Source organism: Paraburkholderia sp. UCT70 (assembly GCF_050434085.1).
In the GTDB taxonomy this organism is placed as follows: Bacteria; Pseudomonadota; Gammaproteobacteria; order Burkholderiales; family Burkholderiaceae; genus Paraburkholderia; species Paraburkholderia tuberum.
This window is the reverse complement of the sequence record NZ_JBNPVZ010000003.1, coordinates 1,297,660-1,316,348: the sequence shown is the minus strand read 5'-3', so window position 1 is coordinate 1,316,348 and position 18,689 is coordinate 1,297,660. Positions and strand designations below refer to the sequence as shown.

The 18,689-nt window shown below is 60.4% G+C and carries 18 protein-coding genes and 1 pseudogene; 6 read left to right on the top strand and 13 right to left on the bottom strand.

Annotated features, from left to right (window positions below; genetic code table 11):
- Positions 1-105: 105 nt before the first annotated feature.
- The 4 genes and pseudogenes from OKW41_RS23985 to OKW41_RS23970 form a co-directional block, all read left to right on the top strand.
- On the top strand, positions 106-900 hold the full coding sequence (locus tag OKW41_RS23985; protein ID WP_429574172.1) for a TetR/AcrR family transcriptional regulator: 795 nt from the start codon (positions 106-108) through the stop codon (positions 898-900).
- A 460-nt stretch (positions 901-1,360) separates the two neighbouring features.
- Complete coding sequence (locus OKW41_RS23980) at positions 1,361-2,767, top strand: sensor histidine kinase (RefSeq protein ID WP_429447707.1); 1,407 nt, start codon at positions 1,361-1,363, stop codon at positions 2,765-2,767.
- Positions 2,764-3,498, top strand: a complete 735-nt coding sequence (locus OKW41_RS23975) for a response regulator transcription factor (protein WP_429574171.1) — start codon at positions 2,764-2,766, stop codon at positions 3,496-3,498. Before OKW41_RS23980 ends, OKW41_RS23975 begins: the two co-directional genes overlap by 4 nt.
- A gap of 82 nt (positions 3,499-3,580) precedes the next feature.
- Positions 3,581-3,890: pseudogene (locus OKW41_RS23970) on the top strand (IS110 family transposase); the annotation flags it as partial.
- Between the two features lie 226 nt (positions 3,891-4,116).
- Here OKW41_RS23970 and OKW41_RS23965 read toward each other — a convergent pair.
- From OKW41_RS23965 to OKW41_RS23955, 3 genes are all read right to left on the bottom strand, one after another.
- Positions 4,117-4,500 (bottom strand): hypothetical protein, encoded by a 384-nt coding sequence (locus OKW41_RS23965; RefSeq protein ID WP_429447710.1) that lies wholly within the window; start codon positions 4,498-4,500, stop codon positions 4,117-4,119.
- Between the two features lie 387 nt (positions 4,501-4,887).
- Positions 4,888-6,048, bottom strand: a complete 1,161-nt coding sequence (locus OKW41_RS23960; RefSeq protein ID WP_429574170.1) for an IS30 family transposase — start codon at positions 6,046-6,048, stop codon at positions 4,888-4,890.
- Between the two features lie 291 nt (positions 6,049-6,339).
- Positions 6,340-7,050: an endonuclease NucS domain-containing protein gene (locus OKW41_RS23955; RefSeq protein WP_429447712.1), complete on the bottom strand. Its 711-nt coding sequence runs from the start codon at positions 7,048-7,050 to the stop codon at positions 6,340-6,342.
- Positions 7,051-7,388: 338 nt separating this feature from the next.
- Between OKW41_RS23955 and OKW41_RS23950 the strand changes: the two genes are divergently transcribed.
- Positions 7,389-7,538, top strand: coding sequence for an AAA family ATPase (locus OKW41_RS23950; protein WP_429574376.1), 150 nt, complete (start codon positions 7,389-7,391; stop codon positions 7,536-7,538).
- Between the two features lie 101 nt (positions 7,539-7,639).
- Here the strand turns inward: OKW41_RS23950 and OKW41_RS23945 are convergent, their stop codons facing one another.
- Positions 7,640-8,155 (bottom strand): transposase, encoded by a 516-nt coding sequence (locus OKW41_RS23945; protein ID WP_429574169.1) that lies wholly within the window; start codon positions 8,153-8,155, stop codon positions 7,640-7,642.
- A gap of 128 nt (positions 8,156-8,283) precedes the next feature.
- Between OKW41_RS23945 and OKW41_RS23940 the strand changes: the two genes are divergently transcribed.
- On the top strand, positions 8,284-9,189 hold the full coding sequence (locus OKW41_RS23940) for a LysR family transcriptional regulator (RefSeq protein ID WP_429574168.1): 906 nt from the start codon (positions 8,284-8,286) through the stop codon (positions 9,187-9,189).
- Positions 9,190-9,261: 72 nt separating this feature from the next.
- Here the strand turns inward: OKW41_RS23940 and OKW41_RS23935 are convergent, their stop codons facing one another.
- The 9 genes from OKW41_RS23935 to OKW41_RS23895 form a co-directional block, all read right to left on the bottom strand.
- Complete coding sequence (locus OKW41_RS23935; protein ID WP_429574167.1) at positions 9,262-10,761, bottom strand: amidohydrolase family protein; 1,500 nt, start codon at positions 10,759-10,761, stop codon at positions 9,262-9,264.
- Between the two features lie 39 nt (positions 10,762-10,800).
- Positions 10,801-11,649, bottom strand: coding sequence for an ABC transporter permease (locus tag OKW41_RS23930; RefSeq protein ID WP_429574166.1), 849 nt, complete (start codon positions 11,647-11,649; stop codon positions 10,801-10,803).
- A complete protein-coding gene (locus OKW41_RS23925; RefSeq protein WP_429574165.1) occupies positions 11,642-12,493 on the bottom strand; it encodes an ABC transporter permease in 852 nt (283 codons plus the stop codon). The genes OKW41_RS23930 and OKW41_RS23925 overlap by 8 nt, the downstream gene beginning before the upstream one ends.
- 6 nt (positions 12,494-12,499) lie before the next feature.
- Positions 12,500-13,558, bottom strand: coding sequence for an ABC transporter substrate-binding protein (locus tag OKW41_RS23920; RefSeq protein ID WP_429574164.1), 1,059 nt, complete (start codon positions 13,556-13,558; stop codon positions 12,500-12,502).
- 86 nt (positions 13,559-13,644) lie between these two features.
- The gene (locus OKW41_RS23915; RefSeq protein WP_429574163.1) at positions 13,645-14,832 is read right to left on the bottom strand and encodes an ABC transporter ATP-binding protein; all 1,188 of its coding nucleotides are present in this window, start codon (positions 14,830-14,832) and stop codon (positions 13,645-13,647) included.
- On the bottom strand, positions 14,829-16,187 hold the full coding sequence (locus OKW41_RS23910) for an amidohydrolase family protein (RefSeq protein WP_429574162.1): 1,359 nt from the start codon (positions 16,185-16,187) through the stop codon (positions 14,829-14,831). The genes OKW41_RS23915 and OKW41_RS23910 overlap by 4 nt, the downstream gene beginning before the upstream one ends.
- A gap of 21 nt (positions 16,188-16,208) precedes the next feature.
- Positions 16,209-17,042, bottom strand: coding sequence for an amino acid ABC transporter ATP-binding protein (locus OKW41_RS23905; protein WP_429447728.1), 834 nt, complete (start codon positions 17,040-17,042; stop codon positions 16,209-16,211).
- Between the two features lie 22 nt (positions 17,043-17,064).
- Complete coding sequence (locus OKW41_RS23900) at positions 17,065-17,712, bottom strand: amino acid ABC transporter permease (protein ID WP_018421907.1); 648 nt, start codon at positions 17,710-17,712, stop codon at positions 17,065-17,067.
- 13 nt (positions 17,713-17,725) lie between these two features.
- Positions 17,726-18,583 (bottom strand): transporter substrate-binding domain-containing protein, encoded by an 858-nt coding sequence (locus tag OKW41_RS23895; protein WP_429447730.1) that lies wholly within the window; start codon positions 18,581-18,583, stop codon positions 17,726-17,728.
- Positions 18,584-18,689: the final 106 nt, after the last annotated feature.

Genomic DNA, 18,689 nt, shown 5'->3' with positions numbered 1-18,689 from the left:
ACTCGCCTCGGCTATTCTCGTTGTGCGAGCCTCATAGGGGTCACGCGCTTTCGGCGCCCCCGGTGACTATCCGTAAAAGAAGCACTCTCAAAACCAGGAGAGCCAATGAAGGGCATTCACGGAGGCGTAGCAAAAGCGGAGCTGTCGACTGAGGCCAGTCGCGCGACGCGACGTCGGGCCACGCGAGTCGAAGTAGATTCGAATCAAGCAGCCAGCGGCGTGAAGGACATGGAGGCGCCGCCTGTCACCTCGAACCGCAGGAAGCGGTCTGCGATCAAGGCTTCGCAACGCATATCCCGCGCCGAGCGCCAAGCGCGTGTGCTTGCGAAGGCGGCCGAGTACTTTTCCGAGCACGGCCTGGATGCCCAGACACGAGCGATTGCGAAGGCGTGCGGCGTCTCACAGCGACTGCTCTATAGCTTGTTTCCGAACAAGGCGGCGCTGATCGGAGAGGTCTACAACCGTGAAATCGCTGGCATATTCAAGGCGATATGGTTCGCCAATCTCAAGGATCGAAGCATACCGCTGGAGGCGCGTCTCCTCGCTTTCTACCGCGATTATTACGAGAGCTTGCTCACGCGCCACTGGTTGAGGTTATTTCTCTATTCGTCGCTGGCCGGCTTGAGAATGGCACCGAGCTACACGGATGCAATGGTGACGCACGCTCTCGAGATGGTCGTGACCGAGGCAGCGCACGACGCGGGACGGACCGTTCCGCCGACTATGGACGCACTCAAGGAGGTCGGCTGGCTCCTGCATGGCGCGGTATCGCACCTCGCGATCCGCCGGCGCGTCTATGCGAACGAAAACTCGACGCCAGCGGAAGAAGCGATCGCGATGACCGTTCGCGCCTTCCTCAACAGTATTTCGACACTACTCCCACCCTTGCGGTCGGCGTGACGCCGCCGCTTCTCGCCAGGCGGCGGCAACAATTGCGACAACCCCTCACCTTGTGCGGGGGCCGTTGATCTAATGGGTCACGCTTCTCGCATAGAGTGGCTCTCAAGACTCCGGGAGCAATCAGTTAAACGAAGCTGCCTCCATAACAATCACAAATGAGCCAGCGAACTTCGTAGCGCTCATTTGGTGCCTTCAGAGACGCGTTGCGCGTCATACCAGTGTCACGTCCAAGATGCATTCTCAAATTGATCTTGTTTCCTGCCGCATAAAAGAATTGCGATCTCGCAGATTCCTTCACAGCAACCCAAGCTTACGTGCATACCATCCGTGCGTTAAGACGGGGTTTCGTAAAGACTGTTTAGCTCTCTGTAAGTGGTTTCAGCAGATCAGGCAGCAGCCAAGATCGAAAAGCTTTATGAATGTCAGCGCGCAATATCCGAAACGAAGCTAATATCCTTCAATGGTTTTTTTGAAACGATCTCTAAGACGCACGACAGCCTTTCGTGTCGCAATTGCTTGTCTCTGCTTCTTCGGAATGGTCGCGGCTGGCCTCTTCAGCTATTTGTATTTTTCCATTGGAGGCTTTGCCGTCCATACGTTTGATAGAGAACTAGTTCGCGAGCAGGGCAGCGTAATGAAATTGGAGCCGGCGACGGTCAGCTCCTACTTCGACCACCACACTCGCATTGACGAGCTGGGCATGCGTCCATTTGGTCTGTTTGACAGGAGCGGGAGACTGTTAGCTGGATCATTTCCAGATGCTATGCCAGACGTGCCAGGATACGGCCGCGTCTTCGCGCTCCGTACGGGCACGTCGTCGAATCATCGGGAATTCCGATGCATCGCTTCGACACTAGCCCTCGGTCGTCTTGGCGTGCAATGCCAGGATGTTCGAGAACTTGATGACTTCCGGGAACAGTTGCTTGGCATCCTTGTGAGTGTGGGTAGCGCTACTGTGCTAATAGGCTTCCTCACGGCGGCCTTCGCGGGTGTGTCGTCGACACGCAGGATTCGCGAGGTAACTATTACTACTCAGGCAATCGTGCAAGGAGACTTAAGCCGCCGCCTGCCAGTACATGGTTCCTTTGACGACATCAATCAGCTCAACAGCATTGTAAATTCGATGCTTGACGATATGGAGCGGCTCGTCCACGAAGTCAAGGACGTATGCAACGCCATCGCCCATGACCTTCGTACGCCACTAATGCGTCTTCTCGGAGGGCTCGAAGGGTCGCTCGCCCGTGGCACATGCGCGAAGAGTTATCAGCAGGCGATCGAGGATGCGATCGAAAACACGGGTGACGTCCTTTCTCGCTTTAATGCGATCATGCGAATCGGCGAGCTTGAAGTTGCCCTACGTGAGGAAGGGTTCGAAGCAGTCGATTTGCGGGACGTGGTGCGAGAAGTCATGGAGTATTACGAGCCCGTTGCAGAGGAGCGACGGATTCGTATCACAACTTCTGATTGGAATGAGGTCCTGATTTTGGGAGACACCAGTCTTCTATTCGAAGCGATTGGGAATGTGATTGAAAATGCTATCAAGTACTCTTTTGAAGGTGGCGTCGTCACAGTGCGCGTATTGGATCGCGGCACAAATTTCTCGCTTGAAATTGCCGACCAGGGGCCAGGCATTCCTGTCCATGAACGAAGTCGTGTTTTCAAGCGCTTTTACCGCGCAACGCTCTCCAGGGGGGCGACAGGTACCGGGTTAGGTTTGAGCGTGACTGCCGCGATTGTCCGCATGCATAAGATGACGATCGGGATACCCGACACCGCGCAGGGATGCACTTTCGTCATCACCGGGCTCACTCTGGATTCAAAGGCTTCAAAGCAGAAAACTAACTCTTCAATACGGTCATGCACATGAGTGGTATCGAATCCGTAATAGTAAGGAATGAGGTGAGTGCTCGCGCACGCATTCTGCTGATCGAAGACGACATCAAGATCGCGGGCGAGACAACGAATGCACTGGAAAAACGTGGATTCAATGTCACTCATGCGGCTACTGGAAGTCAGGGGTTGACGCTGGCGACTACCGGAAGGTTTGACGTCATTGTCCTTGATCGGATGTTACCGGAAATCGACGGTCTCTCTCTGCTTGCGACCTTCCGCAACGTTGGCTTGGCGACACCAGTTCTGATCTTGAGCGCATTGGGCGCGATTGACGAGCGGGTAATGGGTCTTAGAACCGGCGCCGATGATTACCTGGTCAAGCCATTTCATTTTGTCGAACTGATCGCCCGACTCGATGTTTTGCTTCGAGCCAAGGCCCCGATCGTTTGGGACCTTCAATTATCTCATGGCGACCTTATACTGGATCCCGGATCGCCGCACATCATGCGCCGCGGGAAGACGATAGAACTTACCCAGCGTGAGAGAACTCTACTCGAGTTTCTGGTTCGATCGGCCGGGGAAGTCGTCACGCAACGCATGCTGCTTGAAGGCGTATGGAACCATAGGAATGACGCAACGCGCAACGTCATAGACATCCATATTGGCCGTCTACGTCGGAAGGTTACGCTAGATTCTACGCTGCCGCAGATCATCCATACAGCGCGTGGCGTGGGCTGGTTTTTTCGTCCAGAAGAAGAATTGTAAATACGCCGTATCGTAATGGCATGGTCCTCCCCACCCGACAGTGAGTTACGCTGGACGGGTTCATCAACCGGAGAATCAAGCGATGCAAGATGTGGCACTCGTTGGAATCGATCTCGGCAAACGTTCGTTTCCGCTCCACGGCCAGGACAAGTCTGGCATAGCGGCGTTTCGCAGGAAGGTATCGCGCCAGCAACTGATCGCAATTCGTACGGCCTTTCGTCAAGGCTAACAAGAACGATTTTGTCGACGCCGAAGCAATCTGCCAGGCCGCCTCACGACCAGCCATTCGATCTGTGACGCCAAACACGGAATCGCAGCACACGCTGTCCGCGCTACTCCGGGTACGTGATTCACTGATTGGCGATCGCGTAGGCACAACGAACCAGATGCACATCGCGGGGACATGGAGCGCGCGGCGCCGCCGACCGCCGATGAAGTAAGAGCGTGGTTAGAACGACACGGAGCCGAGAAGAAATATTTCACGTTATCTGAGGAAGATCGGTTCCCGCACCGGCGCATAGAAGGCTCACAAGCGTTGCAAGATCGAACTGTTGCAGCCGACGAGCGCAGTAGTTGGTACTAGGTGAAGATTTCGAGCGAGTCTTTGTCAGCCATCGATCAATCCGCTATCCGGTAGGTGTTGTAGAAAATCATGTCGTCCACGATGAAAGTGTCATCATCAAGGAAGCCCGCCAGAGTTCCGTGAGGGCTTGCTATCAAGCTCAGAGAACCTTGTTTGTCCTGTGGTTCATCCGGCCAGATGAGCTGTGCTCTGCGTTCCCCACCAGGGCCACTGGGATCGAAACTCACGCCGTTTGCTTGAACGCTTTTGATCGGGCGCGCAATCCCCTTGATTTCATCAGGAAGTAGCATGTCATTAGCCTTGAGTTGAGATGAGACCAGGGTGATTGTGACTCCGACCTTCGCCCGGCGCTTAATGCCAGCCAAAGTTTTTTCCTTCTTTTTGCAGTTATTGCCAAAAAGCCTCTTTAGGAGTGTCATTTTTGTGTCCCCGGAATCGGTCGGAATCGAAAATTACAAGATCGGCAGAGCAAGTTTGCAAAGACAGCATTGCCTGACGATTTTCGGTTGCGTTCACGTTGGACGGATGATGAACTTGGCAAATTAATCGGCCGTGAATCGGAAATTACAAGATCGACAGGCCCTTTTGCGAACGCCGCATTCCAGACGGCAGGCGCAGCGGGATTTCTGAGACCGAGCTTCGCGAGGTTGAATCGTCCTTTGCGAAACCGCGATCATTTGCTGGAGATTGAAGAGGCCCAAGCAGTCGTTTCATCTCGCTGCTTATGGCGCATCTGCGAGTGACGGCTTAGGCAGACCACCAGCCAGCTAATGCGACCGACCGAATGGCCGTTGTACCTGGCGGATTCAACCGGTCGATGCAATAGTTCGATGGAACCGTTCAGCCGGCGTTTCGTAATCCAACGTCTTCCTTGGACGCTCGTTCAGCCTTCGAGCCACGGCATTGAGTTTGGCCTGTGAGTAGACCGACAGATCGATGCCTTTCGGGAAGTATTGTCTTAACAGGCCATTGGTGTTTTCATTCGAGCCACGTTGCCAGGGGTGTTTCGGATCGCAGAAGTACACGGCAATGTCGGTGGCAATGGTGAACTGCTTGTGGTTCGCCATCTCTGATCCCCGATCCCAGGTAAGCGATTTATACAGTTCCTTCGGCAGCTTCCCAGCATGTCTGATCAGCGCATTGACTACTGTTTCGCTGTCCTTGCTGGCGATCTTCACCAGCATCACATAGCGCGTCTGACGCTCTACAAGCGTTGCAATCTGGCTACCGCCACTGCCACACAGGAGATCGCCTTCCCAGTGTCCCGGCACCGCGCGATCTTCCACGGTGGCGGGGCGTTCACTGATTGATACCGCTTCGCGGATCCTGCCGTGATCGTCCGTTTTCTGCGTGTAATGGCGCGAGCGACGCATGGCCCGGGTGCGCCGTAGATGCTCTAGCAGTTCTTTCTTCAGTGCACCCCGTGCTTGAATGAAAAGACTGCGGTAGATGGTCTCGTGTGACACGTGGTAGTCCTCGTTGCCTGGCCAGGCGCGTTTGAGCCATCCAGCAATCTGCTGGGGCGACCACTGCAACTGGAGCTTGTCGGCCACGATATGAGCCAGCTTCCGGTGCTCGACCAGTTTGCAGACTTTCGGGCGCAGCGACCGATCCCATGCCAGCTGGTCGGCGTGGCTGGCCCGATAGTCGGCCTGCCCACTGTTGCGCTTGATCTCGCGACAGACCGTGGACGGTGACCGCGACAGCCGCCGGGCGATTGCCTGAATCGAATCACCCGCGACGAGGCCTCGCGAAATCTCCTCGCGTTCGGCAAGCGTGAGCGCCAGCCTGGATCGCTGGCGGGGCGCAGGCTGGATTCCTCCAGTTTGCGCCAGAATTCCCTGTACTGACGAATGATTGCGGTCAAATAGCTGGGCGATGTGCTGCAACGACTCGCCTTTGCGCCAGCGTTCCCACATCAATGCCTTCTGGCTTTCGCTGTAATAGATCCGGCGCCTCTGTTTCATTTGCAACACTCCCGCCGCTCATGCGACGTTCATTGTGTTGCATCGACCGGTTGAATCCGCCCTTGGAAGCGGCCGCCAGAGCCGCGCTGGGTCGAAGGACGGCAACGGGTCGGCAAGCGTCCGTGGGGTTTGCTCGTTTGCGGTCATCCGCCCACGGGTGGCACTGCACTTGCGAGATGCTGAGCGCTTCTACGTTTCCGTCCTGCCAACCTAAACACTCCGAGCGACGCTGCTGCCAGCGGTCCCGCGCCGAGCCGACTAAGCTGGGTACCAGATCGATCCATGGGGCCGTTACTCTGCGCCGGGCGCGCGCGCGGGCGTCAGCGCAAATTTGACGCTGTATTCGTACACGGACACCTCCGCCACGGCGACCATCGCATATCGCAGGTACTCGCTCGTCTGGCGGGCGACGATCACGCCACGCACAGGGCGTCCATTGGCGAGGTGTATCCTGACCCAACCCATGTATCGGGCGAGCTGGCCCACAGCGCGATCCGGCGACGTCCCCCGCTTCAATTCGAACACGACAAGCGCGCCATCGCTTTCGTCGCATGCCAAGATGTCGATGTCGCCGACACCGGTTGGATATTCGATGCCGCTACCGCGTTCATCCGAATACAGCTTTAGGCGCTTGCCGCCTACGTCGATCGCGGCGAGATTGCCCGCGACAAACGCCTGCAACTCGCGCTCCAAAGCGAACCACGCGCCCTCAATATCTTCGTCTTCGAGAGTCGTTTCGTCGTGGCCGATAACCCCCAGCACTTCGGCGACGTGTTCTGCCGATTCCGGCGGCGTAATGCGGACCTGATTGCCGAGATCGGCGACGTCCCAGCCTTGCCTGCGGAAATCGTCGCGGATCTTGTGCGTGTTGGTATTCGGATCATCGAGGTCACACCGGCTGCTCCCCGGATGCGCCCGGACCCAAGCCCACATGGGGGTGAGCTTTACGCTGCCATCGCTTTGCGTTTCGGCGATTACGTGAGGTTTTGATGGTTTTCTCATGGTCTGATGGTCTCCTCAATTCGGCGTCGATCATACGGGGTCGCCGTCGTTGAAGTCACGTGAATTGTTTGATGCGCGCTGAGCGGCGCGCCCAACGCGGAGTCGACCATACATTGACATTCCAACGACCGGGGTCGGTTTTCTCCCCGAGCGTTACAATCGACGATTTCCAGCCGTAGTCAAAATTTCACATTTACTAAGAAAATGGATCAACTGAAGGCGGACGCCATAACAAGGCTTCAAAATTTACGAAGCAACGGTACCAGCCAGGACTTGCTCGACTGTTGCAAGGTATCCGAAACCTGGCAGAAGAGAAGTCTTTGGTTCGACCCAATAGGGTGAAGGCTGGTGACTGGACGAAACTTAAAGAGATTACGATTTCCAACTTTAAGACCATCGAAAAAGCTACGGTTCCGCTAGGCAACGTGACGATTCTGGTCGGGCCGAATGGTTCTGGAAAATCGTCTGTTCAGCAAGCTACCCATTGAGCAGCACGAGCCGCTAGTTACATCACTCCAAAGAATACGAAAGAGGTCATCTCCTTCGATCGAATTGACTATCTCCCGTCTAGCAAGCCGCTGTCGACCGGTCACTTCGGAGATCTCGGTTCAGGAGAAAAACAGCCCCACACCGCCGTGTCATTCGTACACCGCATGCCAACGGGTATGCAGCCTTTGGCAACGACCTTGTCACTCTTCATGTGCTTGTGGCCGCTGAAGCCAATGTTGTCGCCGCCTTTTTTCGCCGCCGTCGTGGTACCGTCGCCATGGATGATGCTGGTGTCCAGCAATTGGTCGTGGCTAAGCCGCACGACCGACGCGAGGAAGACAGCGTCAAAACATTCGCATGCCTGCCAGCGGCGAAAGGCCCGATAGATGCTCGTGTAGTGGATCTCCGGCCTGCCGTGCCGATCCATTGCAATCGGCAGTGCCTTCCATTGGCAACCCAGGTAAAGCAGTTTCAGGATGTAGTTGAAGATGGCGTGCGCGGTCAGTTTGGATGCCGGTCCCCGGCTTCTTGCCGTGAGGTGCGGCAAGACAAATTGTTCGAACTGCCCGAGGCTCAATTCCGTTGGAATCCATTGCCATTGCTGGCTTTGCGCCATTATCGACCACCAAAGATCGGCAATTCTAGCAAATCCGGCAGAACTCGGCGAAAGTCATACCCACAAAGGACTTCAGACAAATTCAGCAGCCTTGAGAAACCCGCAACCAGTTGTTAGGGTCCCTCAACTTGACCGATCGACAGACTCAACGAGCCGCAGCCGCGACCCGTCCCGACTTCAGCGAACGCGATTTGCGCTCGCTGCGGATCTTCTGCGCGGTCGCGCAGGCGAACGGTTTCGCCGCCGCCGAGAAACAGCTGAACATGTCGAAGGCATCGATCAGCCGCCATATCCGCGACGTCGAGGAAACGCTCGGCGCGCGGCTGTGCGAGCGAGGGCCGTCCGGCTTCGTGCTCACGCATGCTGGCAAGGTCGCACTCGATCTCGCGCGTGAGGCGCTGAAGTCGCTAGAGCGCATTCGTCCAGAGATCGACGCGGTACGCGGCGTGTTGTCCGGTACGCTATCGATCGGCATGGTCGAGCACATCGTCAGCGACGAGGGCTGTCATCTGCCCGAGGCGCTCGCCGCGCTGAAGGAGCACGCGCCGGACGTGAACGTCGAATTGCGCGTGATGACCTTCAACGAACTCGATCTCGCGATACGCGAGCGGCGCGTGCAGGTGGCGATTCGCGGGATGTATCGGCGCGAAGCGGGCTTTCACTATCTGCCGCTGTTCATCGAGCGTCAGCAGCTGTACGTGGCGCGCCGCCGTTTGCGGGATGCGGCGACGCTGCCGCTCGTCTATCGATCGCAACCATTCGTGCACGAGGCCCTCAACACGCTCGGTATGCAGCGCGGGCCGACGGCGTCGGGTCTTGAAGCGGTCGCGATGCTGACGCTGTCCGGGCACTATGTCGGTTTGTTGCCGCAATTCTATGCAGCCGCATTCGCAAAGCGGCACGCGCTCGTCAAGGTGCCCGAAGGTCCGCTCTTCGAGAACAGGATCAGCGCGATCACCGAGATATCGCGGCCGCGAACGCGTGGGCTCGACCTATTTCTCGATCTGCTGCAGCAATTTCATGGCAGTGAGTGACGCGAGCGTTCATACGCCGACGCGGTCGCGCACTCTTCGCGCTCCATATCTATCGCGTCCGCAAGCGCACCGTCAACCGGGCAGCTTCGCTGTATGAGGTTGCCAGTCGGCCTGCAGCAGCTGGGCGCGCGCGTAGACCTTCTCCATCTCCGCGCGCAGCGGCGCGACGGATTCATCCGCGAGGTCGAACTCCGCGCCCAGCGCATGGTAAGCGGCGTTGATCTCCCGAAGCAGCGCGCCTTCATCGACACACGTGAGTCGTCCTTTGCGCATGACTGCCTCGCCCGCAACAAACACGCTGTCGATAGCGGCGCCGCGCTCGGCATACACCAGTTGCCGCACCGGATCGGTTAACGGCGTGAAGCTGATCGCGTCAGTCCGGTAAGCGACCAGGTCGGCGCTATAACCCGGCTTGATTGCACCGAGCTTGCTGCCTAGTCCGAGCGCCGTCGCGCCGCCAATTGTCCCCGCATGCAGCGCTTCAGCCGCGGACAACCAGCGCGAATAATCGTCGCCGCGTATCTTCGACACCGCTGCGGCGCTGCCAAGCACGTTGAGCATATTGGCGGTGACCGTCGACGCGCAGCCGTCGGAGCCGAGACTCACGTTGACACCCGCATCGAGCAGCGCTCGCACTGGTTGAATGCCCGAACCGAGCATTAGATTGCTCCATGGATTGTGCTGAACGCTCGCACCCGATTGAGCCAGACTCGCGATCTCAGCATCCGACAACCAGACCGCGTGGATCAGCGACGTGCCTGGCCGCAGAAATTTCAGTTCGGCAAGGCGCATCACCATGGACTTGCCGTAGAAGGCTTGCGCCGTTACCACCTGCAGGCGCGTTTCCTGAACGTGGATGATGACCGGCAGATCATGCGTGTCGGCGAATTCGCGGCAACGCGCGAGAAATTCCGGCGTGCAGCGCTGCGGTGCGGAAGGGGCGATCAGCATGCCCACCCGATCATGCTGGGGATGGCGATGCGCCAACTCGCTTTCCAGCAGCGCGAAGAACGCATCGGGAGAGGGCCGCGGCTGCGCACGTAGTTGCGCAAGCAGCGCGGGCGGGAAAATGCTGTCGACCTCCGGGAAGTTATCGACGATCGCGCGATCCATCATCGAGAACCCCACGAGCGTGCGAATCCCCGCGTCCTCGTATGCCTGGAAGATGGCGTCGACGGCGGCGGGGTCAATGGCCTGACCGAGGCTCACGTCGTCGACGAGCGTGGTTGTGCCGCTGCGCAGCGATTCGAGCGCGCCAATCAACGTTCGCAAATAGATTTGGCGCGGCGTCAGCTTCACGGGGCGCGGCGCGCGCACGTAGTGCATCCACAACTCGAGCGGCAGGTTTTCGAGCCGTCCCTTGTGAAAATGCTCGTGCGAATGTTGATGGCCGTTGATGAGCCCCGGCACCAGCAGGCAGTCGTCGAGCGGTATGCATTCGCCGTCGGTCGCGCTGCCGCCCGGCACGATAGCGGCGATGCGCTCGCCTTCGATCACGACGTCGACGCGTCGCGGCTCATAACGCTGTTCGGTGCCGTGTAGTGCCCTGACGTTGGAGAGTATCTTGCGCACGGTTTCTGACTGATCGAAGGAAGGGGTTGACTGCGGCGGCTAGCGAAACTGCCGCGACAAGCCGGCGAGCCGCTCCATCAGCAGCATGGAAACCAAGGTGGCGATAATCAGCACACCCGAGGCGGCGGCCGCCCGCACGTCGAGGCTGTCCTCGATGATATGCCACAGGTGGATGGGCAACACTTCAGATCGCGCGTCCGACAGGAACAGCGACAGCGCGACGTTATCGAACGAATTCATGAACGCAATGAACGCCCCCGACGCAATGCCTGGCACCAACTCCGGCAGTACGACGCGGCGAAACGTGAACCAGCCGCCCGCGCCGAGGCATGTCGAGCTGTCGAGCAGCGCGGGATCGAGCTGCGCATAACTGGCCGACGTCGTGTAAAGCACATACGGTGCGCACAGCACGATATGTCCGGCGAGCAGACTGTAGAACGAGAGCCCCGCGCTTTCGAGGTTGAACAGGATCAGGATACCCAACCCCAGCGCCAGCGACGGAATGGTCAGCGGCGCCATGAAAAACGAATCGAGCAGTCGCGCAGAGAACGTGCGGCGGCGCGCGAGCGTCACCGCGGCGGCGACCGCCAGCACGGTCGCGCAGGCGGTCGCGGCGGCAGCGAGCTTCAGGCTCAACAGCAGGTCGTCGATGATCTCCGGCGAATCGAAGATCAGCGCCTGATACCAGCGCAATGACAGTCCCGGCGGCGGAAACTTCAGCGAGTAGCCCGACGTGAGCGACGTCGCCAGTACGATCAGCGTGGGCCCGATCAGCATCATCAGCCCGATGCCGCCCATCAGGCCCATCACTGCATTGAAAGACAGGCGACCCGGCTGGGTGCCGTGCGCCGGCATGACGCCCGGCGCGGCAAGCGTGGAATTAGCCATGGACAAACCCTCTGGTCTTGCGGCCGAAATAGTTGAGCAAGGTCACCACGAGCAGCACGCTCACCAGCAGAATCACGGCAAGCGTCGCCGCAAACGGATAGTTCTGCGTCTGGATGGCCTGTTCGTAGATGTAGAACGGCATGTACATCAGCTGCCCGCCCCCCACCAGGGTTTGAACCACGAACGCACTGACCGCGCCGGTAAACACCAGCAAGGTTCCGCTGAGCAGACCCGGCATCGCAAGTGGCACGGTGATCTTCCACCAGGTGCGCCAGCTGCTGGCGCCCAGCGCATGCGACGCCTCGGGCAAGCGCGTGTCGAGCGAAGTGAGCGTGGTGACGACCGGCAACACCATCAACGGCAATTCGATCTGCGCAAGCGAGAGGATCACCGCCAGCGGCGTGTACAGGAGCTTAACCGGCTGGCCCGAATGCCCGAGCGCCATCAGCAGCGCGTTGACCAGCCCTTCATTGCCGAGAATGACGACCCACGCAAACGTGCGCACCACCGAACTGGTCAGAAGCGGCAGCAGGATCAGCACGATCAGCACACGCCGCCAGTGCGGCGGGCTCACCACGTACAGATGCGCGACCGGATAGCCGAGCACGATCGTCACCAGCGTGGTCGCGACCCCAAGCCAGAGCGTTTGCCAGAGGATGCCGCGGTTATAGCTGTCGCCAAAGAAGACCATGTATTGGCGAAAGCCGAAATGCGTCATGGCAGTGTCGTTGTGCAGGCTGATCAGCGCGACGAGCAACAGCGGCACGCCCACAAACGCGATGAAGAACAGGCCCAGTGGCAGCACGAGCAGCCAGTCGCGCGGCATCCGGTGATTCGCGTTCATGATGCGTCAGGCCTTGACCAGACGGTTGAACCGGTCGATATATTCAGCGCGGCGCGGATTGATGCGTGCCCAGTCGACCTGCACGAACGACGTCATGTCATTGGCGTTATGAGCGACAGCGGCGAGCGCCGCACCAAACGGCACCTTCGTGTTGGTCGGCGCGACGTAGTAGGGCGCGCTCGTCATCTGCTGCTGCACTTCGACGCTCAACGCGGTGTTGATATACGCCGCGGCGAGATCTGCCGCCTGGGTGTTCTTCACGATATTCATCGTGCTGCGCACCATGCCCCAGTTGCTTGCGGGGCGCGCGAGCGCCACCGGCACGCCCTTGGCCTTCAGCGATTCCACATTGTTGATGTAGTGGCAGGCAATATCCACCTGACCTTGCTGGAACAGCGTGCCGAGTGCGCCCGGATTGGCGGCAACCGCGCCGACGTTCGGCATCAGCCGCTTGATGTAATCGAAGGCCGGGTCCATATGATCCTCGTCGCCGCCCAGCATCTTGGCGAGCGCCACCATCCATACCGTGCCCAAGGTGGAGTCGAGACTCACGAGGCCAACGCGGCCCTTGAATTCCGGCTTGAGCAGATCATTCCAGGATTTCGGCGCGGTCTTCACGCGCTCCGTGTTGTACGCGATGCCATAGACCTGCGCGGACACATAGACGCCCAGACCCTTCGGGTCGACGAAGCGCGCGGGCAGATTCGCCAGGTTCGGCACCCGGGCTGCCGGAATGGGTTCGAACACGCCCTGCGCGATGCCCTGCAGGTAGGGACCCTCGTCCATCATGACCACGTCGAACGGCGGGTTGTTGCGCGCGGCCACCAACTTGGTCAGCGTATCGACCGCTTGCGATGCGGTGAGCACGGCGCTCACGCCCGCAGCCTTGCGAAACGCGGGCAACAGGATCTTGCGTTGCGACTCTTCCCACGCACCGGGAAACGTGGTGGCGGCGAGGGATTGGGACGCGGCCATGGCAAGCGGGCTGCCTAGCGACAGGCCGACAGCCCCCGCTGTTCCCATCAGTTGCAGGAGCTTGCGACGTTGGTGATCGATCAGCGACATAGAACCTCTGGATGGATAGTTAAACAGGATGAACCGGCGATAACGAAGCGGGCGGCAGGTTGGACCAGGACGATCGTGACCATGCGCTAAACACCTGCGGTATTGGATTGCGCTGCCTTGAACGTGCGCACTCGCGCACCCGGGTTGAAATCGAGCGCGACGCGCATGCCAGGGCGCAAGTCGGCACCCTCTGCGCGTGGCACGGAAATCTTCACGGTCTGTCCGGCATCGGTCTGCAGATCGACCACCAGCGTGGGACCGATAGGCATCGCCAATTGCACTGTAGCCAGCAGCTGACGCGCGCTGTCGCCGGGCTGCGGCAACTGCCACGCCCATTGCTCGGGGCGAACCGCCAGCAGCGCCGCGCCGGTGTCGCGCCACGGGCCGGGCTGGGCAACGGTCAGCACCGTGCCATCGTCGAAGGTCGCCAGGCACTGGTTGCCGTGCACGCGCAAGGTGACCGGCAGCAGATTCGCCGTGCCGACGAAGGTGGCGACGAAGGGGGTTGCGGGCTGATCGTAGATCGCGACCGCCGGGTCGTATTGTTCGAGCCGCCCGCGATTGAGCACCGCGATCCGGTCGGCCATGCTCATGGCCTCCTCCTGATCGTGAGTCACCATCACGGTCGTGATGTTCAGTTCGCGCTGCAGACGGCGGATTTCGATCTGCATATCGAGCCGCAGGTTTTTGTCCAGCGCCGCAAACGGCTCGTCGAGCAGCAGGATGCGCGGCTCGACGGCAAGCGTGCGGGCCAGTGCGACGCGTTGCTGTTGACCGCCCGACAACTCGCGCGGATAGCGTTTCGCAAATGCCTCCATGCGCACCATCTCCAGCATCTGCATGGCCTTCTGAGCAGCATCCCGACGCGCGACGCCGTTGGCTTCGAGACCGTAGGCGACGTTGGCGGCGACCGTCATGTGCGGAAACAGCGCGTAGTTCTGGAAGACGATGCCCACGCCGCGCTGGCGTGGCGCGAGGCCGTCCACGCGTTGCCCGCCGATATGCACTTCGCCCTCGGACTGAACCTGCAGACCGGCAAGGATGCGCAACAGGGTGCTCTTGCCGCAGCCCGATGGGCCGAGCAACGCAACCAGTTCGCCTGCGGCGATTTCAAGCGTGACGTCTTCGATCACCGGCACGGCGGCGAAACGATGCTGGATGCCGCGCATCTGCACGGCGGCACCGGTTTGCAAGGTGCGTGCTTGCGAGGCTGCAAGGTAGGCGCCCGCTGCGGCGTGCTTCGACTGTGAAACGACAGTGTGCGGGGTGCTCATGCGCTGGCCCTTTTCCATAGTTGCGTGGCGGCGTGCTTTCCAGCCGCGATGACGGCATCGGCATCGCAACGGATGGGGGCGCCGCCGTCCACCACGATCTCCCCGTCCACGATGACCATCTCGACATCGCGCCCAAGTCCCGTGTGCACCAGCGTGCCCAACGGATTGGGGTGCGGAGTCAGATGGGCGCGCTGGAAATCGAATATGGCGAGGTCGGCGAGCCAGCCTGTCTTGAGGCAGCCGAGTTCGTCGCCAAGCCCCATGGCGTGCGCGCCGTTGTGCGTCGCCATGGTGAGCGCATCGGCGGGTTGCCAGTCCGCGGCGACTTCGCCCAACTGGATGCGCGCGATGGCCAGCGCCCAGCGCATGACCTCGGTCATATCCGCGTGCATGTTGTCGGTGCCTAATGCAATGCGCGCGCCGGCGGCGCGCAGACGCGGCGTGGGCGCCATCGTGCCGCCCGTCGCGTTGCCCTTGGGGATGTGCGCCACCGTGATGCCGGCCCGTCCGACGCGTGCGATGTCGTCGTCGTCCAGATACAGACAGTGCGCTGCCACGAGCCTTTCATGCAGCAGCCCGACCTCGTCTAGCAACTGCGCGGGGCTCTTGCCCGAACGCTTCTTCACCACGTTGACTTCGGTGCGGCTTTGCGCAAGGTGAGTCGTCACGCCGAGCTCATACGTACGTGCCGCCTCGGCGATCAGACGCAGAAAGTCGTCGGAGCAGGTGTCGGGCGCATGAACGGCGAGTTGGACGCCGGTGCGCCCGTTGCGCTTGCAATGCCAGCGCCCGGCCAGCGCCAGTGCTTCGTTGAGCGTGCGCTCGCCGGTCGCGGCATGGTATTCCCAGCGTCCGTCCGCGACGCCGGAGAAATCGACGTCGTGCAGGCGGCCGCATGAATACACCCGCAGGCCGAGGTCGGCCATGGCATCCATGGTCAGATCGGCGTGGACGTAGCTGTCGTTGATCAGCGTCGAGCCGAACAGCATCGCTTCGAGCGCGCCAAGACGCGCCAGCGCGATAGCCTCGTCTGGGCGCACGTCATGGCCGTGGGGAATCCCCGGCGTGTAGGCGGGCGCGAAGCCCAGGTCTTCGGCGACGCCGCGCACCATTGTCAGAATGGCGTGGGTATGGACGTTCACGTAGCCGGGCACGATGACGCGTCCGGCAAGCCGGCGCGTGGTCCGCGTGCGTGTGCGCACCGGGAGATCCTGCGCGCGGCCGACAAAGGCGAGCCGGTTGCCGCGAATGCCGATGGCCGCCTCGTGCAACAGCGGTTGGGCCGGGTCCATCGTCACGACGGTGGCGCCCAGTAGCAACAGGTCAAGGTCAAGCTCGATAGGTGGGGCAGTCATCAGCCAGTGGTCCGGTTCAGTTCAGGTGTGCAGGTGCTGCAGGAAACGCCGCGTGCGCTCTTCGCGCGGACGGCCGAAGACGTCGCCGGGCGTGCCTTGTTCGATGATGGCGCCGGCGTCCATGAACACCACCCGATGCGCCACGTTGCGCGCGAAGCTCATTTCGTGTGTCACCACCATCATCGTCATGCGGGCCGCGGCGAGATCGCGCATTACGTCGAGCACTTCGTTGACGAGTTCCGGGTCGAGCGCCGAGGTCGGCTCGTCGAACAGGATCATCTGCGGCTCCATCGCGAGTGCGCGGGCAATCGCCACGCGTTGCTGCTGGCCGCCCGAGAGTTGCGCTGGCCGCTTGTTGACATGCTGCGCGAGGTGGACTTTTTCCAGGGCAACTTGTGCGCGAGCGCGGGCCGCGTCGCGCGAGAGTCCCCGCACGCGCTGCGGGCCGGCGGCGACGTTATCCAGTGCGCTCAAATGCGCGAACAGGTTGAAGCGCTGAAACACGAAGCCGAAGCGGCTGCGCTGCCGCGCCAGTTCGGCTTCGGGCAGCGCGCGGCCTTGCTCCGACAACCCGATACGCTGGCCGCCAAGGCGGATCGTGCCGCCGTCCGGTCTTTCCAGGAAGTTGAGACAGCGCAGGAGCGTGGTCTTGCCCGAACCCGACGGCCCGATCAGCACCACGGTTTCGCCGTGCCCGACGTCCAGTGAGACGGAGGGCAGGATGACCTTGTCGCCGAAGCGCTTGTGCAGTCCTTCTATGGACAGCAGCGTTGCAGCCCCGCCTTCATGCACGCGCGCGGCGGCGTCCTTAGCGGACGCCGCGGACAGGTCAGAGACGGTAACGGTGGAAGACATGCGGGAACCCGAGCTCATGAAGTCAGTATTGCGGCAGTCGCCGTTCGAGGTAGCGCGACAGCCACGCCAGCGCCGAGATCAATGCGTAGTAGTAGAGGGCGATCAGCAGGAAAATCTCGAACGGCGAAAAATACGTTGCGATGATCTCCTGACCGGCGTGTGTGAGTTCATACACGGAGATCGCGGACAGCAGCGCCGAGCCCTTGATTAACGAGATCAGTTCGTTGGTGAGCGGAGGCAGGATGCGCCGCCACGCTTGCGGGAAGAGCACGTGCAGAGCGATCTGGCCGTGACGCATTCCGATCGATTGCGCGGCTTCAGTCTGGCCGCGATCGACCGACTGCATGCTGGCGCGCACGATCTCGCAGATGAAGCCGCCCGCGTTCAGACTGAGCGCGATGACGCCGGCCCAGTACTCGTTGAAGTTGATGCCGATGACGGGCAGCGCAAAATAGACGAGAAAGATCTGCACGAGCAGCGGTGTGCCGCGCACGAAATCTACATACGCCAGTATGGCGATGCGAACCGCCCTGAAGCGGCTGAGCGCACCGAAACCCAGCGCGAAGCCGAGCACGATGCCAATCGCGATGGCCGCGAGGCAAACCTTCAGCGTGGCGAGCAGGCCGACCGCGAGGATCGGCAACGCCATGACGATAATGCTCCAGTCCATGGACGCCGCGCTCTCAGGACAGCACCGGAATCGCATCCGGCAAGTTCATGTCGAAACCAAACCACTTCTGCTGCAGCGTATGCAACGTGCCGTCTGTTCTGAACTTGCGCAGCTGCTGGTCAATGAAGCCGATCAGCGCAGTGTCATCCGTACGTGCTGCGATGCCTGCCCAGTTATCCGCGCCGATGCCCTTGACGATAGCGTATTTGCCCGGCGCATTCTTCAGAACGAGCGAAAGCGTCGGCAATGTGTTGAGCACGCCGTCCACTTTGCCTTCTGCCAGCGCGATATAGGCGGCCGGATGGTCGTCAAAGGTTTTTACTTCCTTGAAACCCGCCCCGCCCGCTGCTTTCAGTTGCGCATCGAGCTTCGGTTCGAGTATCTGACCCGGCGAGCCGAGCTTGAGTCCGAGCACCTTGCCGTTCATGCCGCTGAGGCTGGCGACGCTCTTCAGATCCGCCGCGCGAATCAGCAGTGCCTGCGAGGCCTCGACGTAAGGCACGGAGAAGTCCACGTGTTTCTCGCGCTCGGCCGTGTAGCTCAGGCTGCTCATCACCAGATCGAACTTCTTCGTGTAAAGCGACGGAATCACACCCGACCAGACCGTGTCGATAAACTGCGCCTTGACGCCGAGATTGCGGCAAAACGCGTTGGCGAGATCCACGTCGTAGCCGATCATCGCGCCGCTCGCGTCGCGATAGGTCAGCGGCGGATAGGTCGCTTCGCAGCCGATGCGCAGCACGCCGGCCTTCTTGATGTCGTCAAGCGTGAGCCCGGCGGCCATCGCAAAGCGGGGCAGGCCAATCGACACCATGGCTGCAGCCGCGGCGGCACGATGGAGGAATTGGCGACGCGAAAATCGTTCGGACATCAGGCTCTCCAGAGAAAATAACAGTACGTACGTTATAAAGACAGCGTGTAAGACGGCGCGGAAGGTGCCGAATGCACTGCACGTTCCGCGCGAGCCCGCAAAGCCA